This window comes from Hansschlegelia quercus (genome assembly GCF_004310425.1).
GTDB lineage: Bacteria > Pseudomonadota > Alphaproteobacteria > Rhizobiales > Methylopilaceae > Methylopila > Methylopila quercus.
The window spans coordinates 1-698 of record NZ_SIUB01000017.1 but is presented as its reverse complement, the minus strand read 5'-3'; the positions used below and the strand labels follow the sequence as shown (position 1 = coordinate 698).

General features: G+C 67.8%; 1 protein-coding gene. It reads right to left on the bottom strand.

The window, feature by feature from the left end; genetic code table 11:
- Positions 1-698 (bottom strand): succinate--CoA ligase subunit alpha (sucD, locus tag EYR15_RS16895; protein WP_245498379.1); only part of this gene is annotated, 698 nt, incomplete at both ends.

Here is a 698-nt window from a genome sequence, read left to right as displayed (position 1 = left end):
ACCGTCGGCTTCTTGCGCCCGCGACGCGCCTCGTCCGCCAGGAACTGCGCCGCCTCCTCCTCCGCCGAACCGCCGATCTCCCCGATCATCACGATCGACTCCGTCTTCGGATCGGCGAGAAACAGCTCAAGCATCGAGATGAACTCGGTCCCCTTCACAGGATCGCCGCCGATGCCGACCGCGGTCGTCTGGCCAAGGCCCTCGCGCGTCGTCTGGAACACCGCCTCATAGGTCAGCGTGCCCGAGCGCGACACCACGCCGACATTGCCCCGCGAAAAGATGTTGCCCGGCATGATGCCGATCTTGCACTCGCCCGCCGTCACCACGCCCGGGCAGTTCGGCCCGATCAGACGCGTCTTGGAGCCCTCGAGCGCGCGCTTCACCCGCACCATGTCGAGCACCGGGATGCCCTCGGTGATGCACACGACAAGCGGGATCTCGGCCGCGATCGCCTCGCAGATCGCGTCAGCCGCCCCTGGCGGCGGCACGTAGACCACGGAGGCGTCGGCCCCGGTCGCCTCTCGGGCCTCGGCTACCGTGTCGAACACCGGCAGGTCGAGATGCACCTGCCCGCCTTTGCCCGGCGCCACGCCGCCGACCATCTTGGTCCCGTAGGCGATCGCCTGCTCGGAATGGAACGTCCCGTTCTTGCCCGTAAAACCCTGGCAGATCACCCGCGTGCTGGAATCGATCAGGAT